This window comes from Silvania sp., assembly GCF_051656365.1.
GTDB classification, from domain to species: Bacteria; Pseudomonadota; Gammaproteobacteria; order Enterobacterales; family Enterobacteriaceae; genus Enterobacter; species Enterobacter hatchlandensis.
In genome coordinates, this window is the sequence record NZ_JBOGBT010000003.1 from 51458 (window position 1) to 57964 (window position 6507).

General features: G+C 58.5%; 3 protein-coding genes. All 3 read right to left on the minus strand.

Annotated features, from left to right (window positions below; translation table 11 throughout):
- Nucleotides 1-54 precede the first annotated feature (54 nt).
- The gene (gene fhuA, locus ACRDD5_RS00495; protein WP_438675566.1) at nucleotides 55-2310 is read right to left on the minus strand and encodes a ferrichrome porin FhuA; all 2256 of its coding nucleotides are present in this window, start codon (nucleotides 2308-2310) and stop codon (nucleotides 55-57) included.
- A gap of 236 nt (nucleotides 2311-2546) precedes the next feature.
- Nucleotides 2547-5084, minus strand: coding sequence for a bifunctional glycosyl transferase/transpeptidase (mrcB, locus tag ACRDD5_RS00500; protein WP_271282397.1), 2538 nt, complete (start codon nucleotides 5082-5084; stop codon nucleotides 2547-2549).
- Between the two features lie 97 nt (nucleotides 5085-5181).
- Nucleotides 5182-6507: ATP-dependent helicase HrpB (gene hrpB / locus ACRDD5_RS00505; RefSeq protein ID WP_438675567.1), on the minus strand; the 1326-nt coding region annotated here is incomplete at its 5' end.

The window sequence follows — 6507 nt, forward strand, 5'->3', positions numbered from 1 at the left end:
TGGCCAACTTAAGTAAAGGGCACGAAAAGCCGTGCCCAAAAGAGAGAATGAAGATTAGAAGCGGAAGGTCGCCGTGGCAACCACCTGGCGTTCAGCTCCCCAGAAACAGCCGTAGGTGTTGAAGCAGCTGGCAACGTATTCACGATCAAACAGGTTGTTCACATGGATCGCGACGTTAGAGCCCGCCATGCCAACACGCGCCAGATCGTAACGGACCAGTGCATCCACAACGGTGTAGCTACCCACTTTGAAGCTGTTCGCCGGATCGCCATAGCTGGAACCAGAGTAACGACCACCGGTACCCAGCGTCAGGCCAGAGAGCGCACCTTCATACAGGGTATAATCCGCCCACAGGGATGCCATATGTTCTGGAACCTGTGCCGGGGTGTTGCCTTTGTAGTTGGTATCCGTGGTGTACTCGACGTCGGTGTAGGTGTATGACCCGACCACGTTGACGCTGGCAGACAGCGCGGCTTTAGCTTCAATTTCAACACCACGGGCGCGGATCTCGCCACCCTGAACCGAGAAGAACGAGCCCGCAGGGTCGGCCATCAGGTTGTTGGTTTTGGTCAACTGATAGAGCGCCCCGGTCAACACAATCGGACGATCGTTCGGGACGTATTTCACACCCGCTTCGTACTGCTTACCTTTAGACGGTGCAAAAATATTGCCGTCAGCACCCAGGGTGGAAGCCGGTTCGAAGGATTCGCTATAGCTGAAATATGGCGTTACACCGTTATCGAACAGGTAGTTAACCCCGCCGCGCCAGGTGAACTCTTTATCATCCCGGGAATCTTCTGTCGCAAGAACACGGTTCAGAGAGTCCTGCTTCGCCCAGTCGTAACGACCGCCAAGGGTGACCAGCACTTTCTCCCACTGCATCTGATCCTGCACGTACAGGCCAGTCTGCTTCTGTTTGTTCAGCACCTGATACGCGCCTGATGGGCCTGGGTGGGCGCCAAAATCGAAGTCGCTGCGGTCCAGGTTATAGATATCGGACGGCGCAACGGAACCGGCATAACCAAACCAGGAATCGATGTCGTTACGCATACGCATAAAGTCAACGCCGGTCAGCAGCGTGTGATCGACAGAACCGATGGCAAACTTGCTCTGCAGCTGGGTATCGACGGTGAAGTTCTGCAGTTTTTCGTTATCAATCACGTACTGACGGGTCAGGGTATGATCCCACTGCGACTGAGGAACGCTGGCGCAAGGGCTGGTGGCCGGGTTGCTCGAATACATCGGATCGGAGCACATGCCGTAGCCATACACGCTGTTTTGCGAGGTTCTGTTTTCGGCGTAACGCAGGTTCTGACGCACGGTAAAGGTGTCGTTGAATTCGTGGTCGAAGCTGTAACCCACCATCTTCTCGTTACGAGAGTAGGTGTTGTTGTCTGCACCTTCGTTGAAATCCGTGGACAGACGCTTGCCGTTTGGCAGCTCGGTTACGGTGCCCTCTTTTGGCAGCCATCCGTAGTAACCGGTTTCTGGCTCGTTCTGGAAATAGGACAGGAAGGTGAAGTTAGTTTTGTCATCCGGGCGCCAGCTGAATGCCGGGGCGATGGCATAACGTTGCTCTTCTGCCCCCTTCTGCTGGGCGTTGGCGGAGCGCGCCAGGCCGGTTAAACGATAGGAGTAAACGCCATCGTCATCCAGCGCGTCGCTGAAGTCAAAGCCGGTCTGGAACAGGCTGTTGGTGCCCGCTTTAAACTGAATCTCTTTTAGCGGTTCAGTGGTTGGGCGCTTACTGACCATGTTCAGCAGGCCGCCCGGGTTGCTCTTTCCGTACAGAACGGAAACCGGACCGCGCATCACTTCAGCACGTTCCAGCATATACGGGTCAACGACCGCATCGTTATAGAAGTTACCCTGCATCTTCAGGCCGTTCAGATAGTTATTCTGACTTTGGCCGTCGGCGGCAAAGCCGCGGATGATCAGGTAATCATAGGTGTTCGATGCGCCACGGGTGCCCACGGCAACGCCTGGGGTGTAGCTGAGCGCCTCTTTTACCGATTTAGGCTGATGTAACGCCATCTCTTCGGCGGTGACAACGGAAATCGACTGCGGCACCTTTTGGATCGGGGTGTCGGTTTTGGTCGCTGTCGCCGACTGGCGTGCCGCGATGGTCGCCGCTGGACCCCAGGCACTCTCCTGAGGCGCAGGCGCTGCGGTTACGGTGATGGTTTCTTCTTTTTTAGGGGTTTCAGCAGCCTGGGCATAAGCAGACATGCCGCTAACCGCTGTGGCTACAACAACTGCGATTTTACGCAGTGAAGGATTCATTGGCTGAGCAGTTTTTGAAAGCGCCATTGGTATCTCTCTGAGCAAGAGTGAATGATAACGTAAACGAGAATTATTATTATGACCGCAGCATATTATGCGAAACATTCCCGGCATAGCAAGTGGTATGCGGCCCTACAAGAATTGAGGGTATAAGAAATAATCAATGGGCATTGAAGGGTTAATAAACAGGGATATTGCTGTTGGGGAGATGTTGGTTTGAGGTGAAGAGATTCCCTCTCCCGCAGGAGAGGGAATGATGCAGGTTAGTTACCGCCGAACATGTCCTTGATCCAGCCCGCGACACCGTCGCTGTCTTTCTTCTCATTCTGCTGCTGCGGCTGTTGTTGTTGCTGCTGCTGCGGCTGTTGAGGCTGAGAAGACTGGTCAAACGGGTTGCCCGTTGGCTGTGGCGCTGGCGCCTGACACAGGGAGTCCGGGTTCGCGGTCCAGACCGGCACACTGCGCATCCCGCCGCCACACACGAAGTTGCCCGACTCGTCCACGCCCATATCGACGATATCTTCCGGTGGTGTCAGGGTTAACGGCACCGGCGACTGGTTAGCCAGATAGCGCTGATAAATCGACATCGCCCCGCTGGCGCCGTATAGCTTCGTCGGCTGGTTGTTGTCACGACCAACCCAGGTGATCACCACTTCACGCCCGTCGATGCCCGCAAACCAGGTATCAACGTTGTTGTTGGTGGTCCCGGTTTTACCGGCCAGATGCAGACCCGGATACTTCGCGCCAAGCTGGCGACCGGTTCCGCGCTGCACCACCTGCTGCATGGTCCACAGCGTCATGTACGCGGCCTGCGCCGGGACGGCACGTTCGGCCTGCGGGAAGCTCTGGTAAAGCGCCGTGCCATCTTCGGCAATCACGGAACGCAGCGCAGAGAGCTGGGCGCGGTTACCGCCGCTGGCGATGGTCTGGAACGCCTGCGCCACTTCGATAGGCGTCAGGTTCAGGGCCCCGAGCAGCATCGCCGGTACCGGGTGCAGCTGATCTTTCGGCACGCCCAGCTTCAGCCAGGTATCCGTCACCGCTGGCAAGCCCAGCGCCATCCCGAGGTTGACCGTCGGCACGTTCATCGAACGCGTCAGGGCGTCCACAAGCATCACCTGACCGCTGTACTGTTTGTCGTCATTCTGCGGCGACCACACCTGGCCATTTGGCTGGCGCAAAGCAATCGGCGCATCGGCGATCCAGGTGTTCAGACGATACTGGTTCGGCTGGCTCAGGGCGGTGAGATAGGTCGCCGGTTTCGCCAGCGAGCCAATTGAACGGCGCGCCTGCATCGCACGGTTATAGCCCGCAAACTGAGGCTCTGCCCCGCCGACCATTGCCCGCACTTCGCCGCTGTTACGATCGACTACCACCATCGCGGTTTCCAGATCGCTCAGCTTGCGCTGTTTTTTCAGCGCCGGGATACCTTCTACCGCCGCCTTCTCTGCAGCATCCTGCGCCACAGAGTCGAAGGTGGTGAAGATCTTCACGCCGGAGAGATCTTTAACCTTATCGCCAAGCTTGGTCTGCAGCTCCTGACGCACCATCTGCATAAAGGCAGGCTGCGGGGAGATTACGCCGCCGCGGGGCTGGACGCCTAACGGACGCGCGCTGAGCATGTCGTACAGCTCCTGGTCGATCACCTGCTGCTGCTGCAGCAGACGCAGAACCAGGTTACGCCGCTCCAGCGCCAGCTTAGGGTTACGCCACGGGTTGTAGATCGACGCACCCTTCACCATGCCCACCAGCAGCGCCTGCTGGTCGAGGCTTAGCTCTTCCACCGGACGGCCAAAGTAGTACAGGCTCGCCAGCGGGAAGCCGCGAATTTCATTGTCGCCACTCTGACCGAGATAAACCTCGTTCATGTACAGCTCAAGAATGCGATCTTTGCTGTAACGGGCGTCCATCAGCACCGCCATGTACGCTTCGTTGGCTTTACGCCAGTAGGAGCGCTCGCTGGAGAGGAACAGGTTCTTCACCAGCTGCTGGGTCAGGGTACTCGCCCCCTGCACCGTCCGCCCGGCGGTGACGTTTGCCAGCACTGCGCGGCCAATGGAGTACAGGCTCACGCCGTCGTGCTCGTAGAAGTGGCGGTCTTCGGTGGCCAGCAGGGTATCCACCAGCAAATCCGGGAAGCCATTACGTGCAACAAACAGGCGCTGCTCGCCGTTTGGCGAAGAGAGCATGGTGATCAAACGCGGATCGAGACGGAAGAAACCGAACTGACGGTTGTTATCCAGGTTCTCAATAGTATCGATATGATCGCCATCGAAGGTCAGACGCGCGCGCACCTGCCCCTCTTTGCTGTCCGGGAAGTCAAACGGACGGCGGATCATCTCAATGCTTTTCGCCTGCACCGTAAACTCGCCGGGACGGGTCATCTTCGTCACCTGGCGATACTGGGTCGCCTCAAGCAACTTGACCATCTCGTTCTTGCTGATGGTCATTTCCGGCTCGAGGTTAACCATCCGACCATACACAGCGGCCGGCAGCTGCCAGACTTTTCCATCAATACGGCTGCGGATCTTCTGGTCCAGATAGACGCCATAGATCGCCATCAACACCACAAAAACAATAAACAGCTTCAGCAGTAGCCACAGCCAGCTACGCTTGCCGCGCGGCTTGCTGCCCTTGCCTTTTCCTTTCGTTTTACGCGGCACGGGCTCTTCATCCTGATACTCATTTTCAACATCATCGTCGTAATCCTCATCTCTGAGTGGACGACGGCCTGCTTTCTCTTTCGCCGGACGTGAGGGTTTTCCTTTACGTCCAATCGGTTCGCGGTCATTCCCCGCCATGCTTTCTCTCCGCAACTATCAGGCGCAAGGGCCCGATTCTCAGCTCTTCCTCCTGGTGGAGGAAGAAGAAATCTCTCAAATTGACCCGTTATCCGGCCTACGAATACTTTTTAGTGCGTCGGGTGGGTGCTGTATTCGCCGGATCGTCCGGCCAGACGTGTTTGGGATAGCGCCCTTTCATCTCTTTTTGCACTTCGCGGTAGCTCCCTGCCCAGAAGGCAGCCAGATCGCGCGTGATCTGCAGCGGGCGCTGCGCCGGGGAGAGCAGCTCCAGCACCAGCGGAATGCGCCCTTCGGCGATCGCAGGCGTCGTCGCCTCCCCAAACATCTCCTGCATCCGTACCGCCAGCGCCGGAGGATTATCCTCATGATAGCGAATGGCGATTCGGCTTCCGGTCGGCACAGTGTAATGCTCCGGCAGCAAACTCACCAGCCGTTGACGCAATGACCAGTCTGCTAAATTCTGTAACGCGGCCTTAACATCCAGCGCTTTCAGGGCGCGCAGTGAATGTACACCCTGCATTTGCGGCAGCAACCACTGCTCCAGCGTTGCCAGCAGCGAGGCGTCATCGACGGCGGGCCAGTCATACTCCGGGAGCCACTGCGCAGCACAGTGCAGGCGGAGACGATACTGCTCCGCGTCCGGCGTCCAGTTCAGCACGCGGAGGCCTTTATCGCGGATGCCGTTGAGCATCGCCTGGTGCAGCTCCTCTTCTGAGGGTTTTGCCAGTGCCCGGACGCCGATCGTCAGGCGGCCAATCTGGCTGCGGCGCAGCGCTTTCAGCGTTCCCTGGGCATCATCCCACTCTACCGTGTCAGACTGGGTCACCAGCGCCGGACAGTCCGCGATCAGGGCGTCGATATCCAGCGCAACGGCCTGCAAAATGCGGGCATCCGGCGACTGGCTCCCCTGCAACAGCAGCGGGGCAATCAGCCACTCATGGCGGGTCATGGCGTCATCGCTTTGCAGCATCGCCCCCATGCCGTTCGCCAGTTGATAGCGGCCATCAAGCCCGCGTCGGCGGGCAATCCTGTCGGGAAAGGCCTGCGCCAGTAGCGCGGGCACCCGGTCGCTGTCCGGCACACCGCCGCGACTGCTCAGGCGCTGGCTCAGCTGCCGGGCACGCTGCTGCCACTCAGGCTGATTGCGGGAAAAGGCCTGCAGCAGATCGCTACTGCCACCGCGTGGCGGCTGTTCGAGGATCGCCGCCAGCTTTGCTGCCGTGGCAATATCACTATCGCCCGACGCATGGGCCAGCATCGCCGCCAGCCGCGGGTCGTTGCCCAGCGTGGCCATCTTCTGCCCGTGCGAGGTTAACCGCTCCCCCGCCAGTGCCCCGAGCTGGGTTAATAACCGACGGGCCGCAGCGAGATTAACCGCAGGCGGCAGATCCAGCCAGCTGAGCTGGGCCGGATCCTGACA

Excerpts from the sequence above, each read along its gene's own strand:
- fhuA (WP_438675566.1), bottom strand. The coding sequence starts at position 2,310 with ATGGCGCTTTCAAAAACTGCTCAGCCAATGAATCCTTCACTGCGTAAA.
- mrcB (WP_271282397.1), bottom strand. The coding sequence starts at position 5,084 with ATGGCGGGGAATGACCGCGAACCGATTGGACGTAAAGGAAAACCCTCA.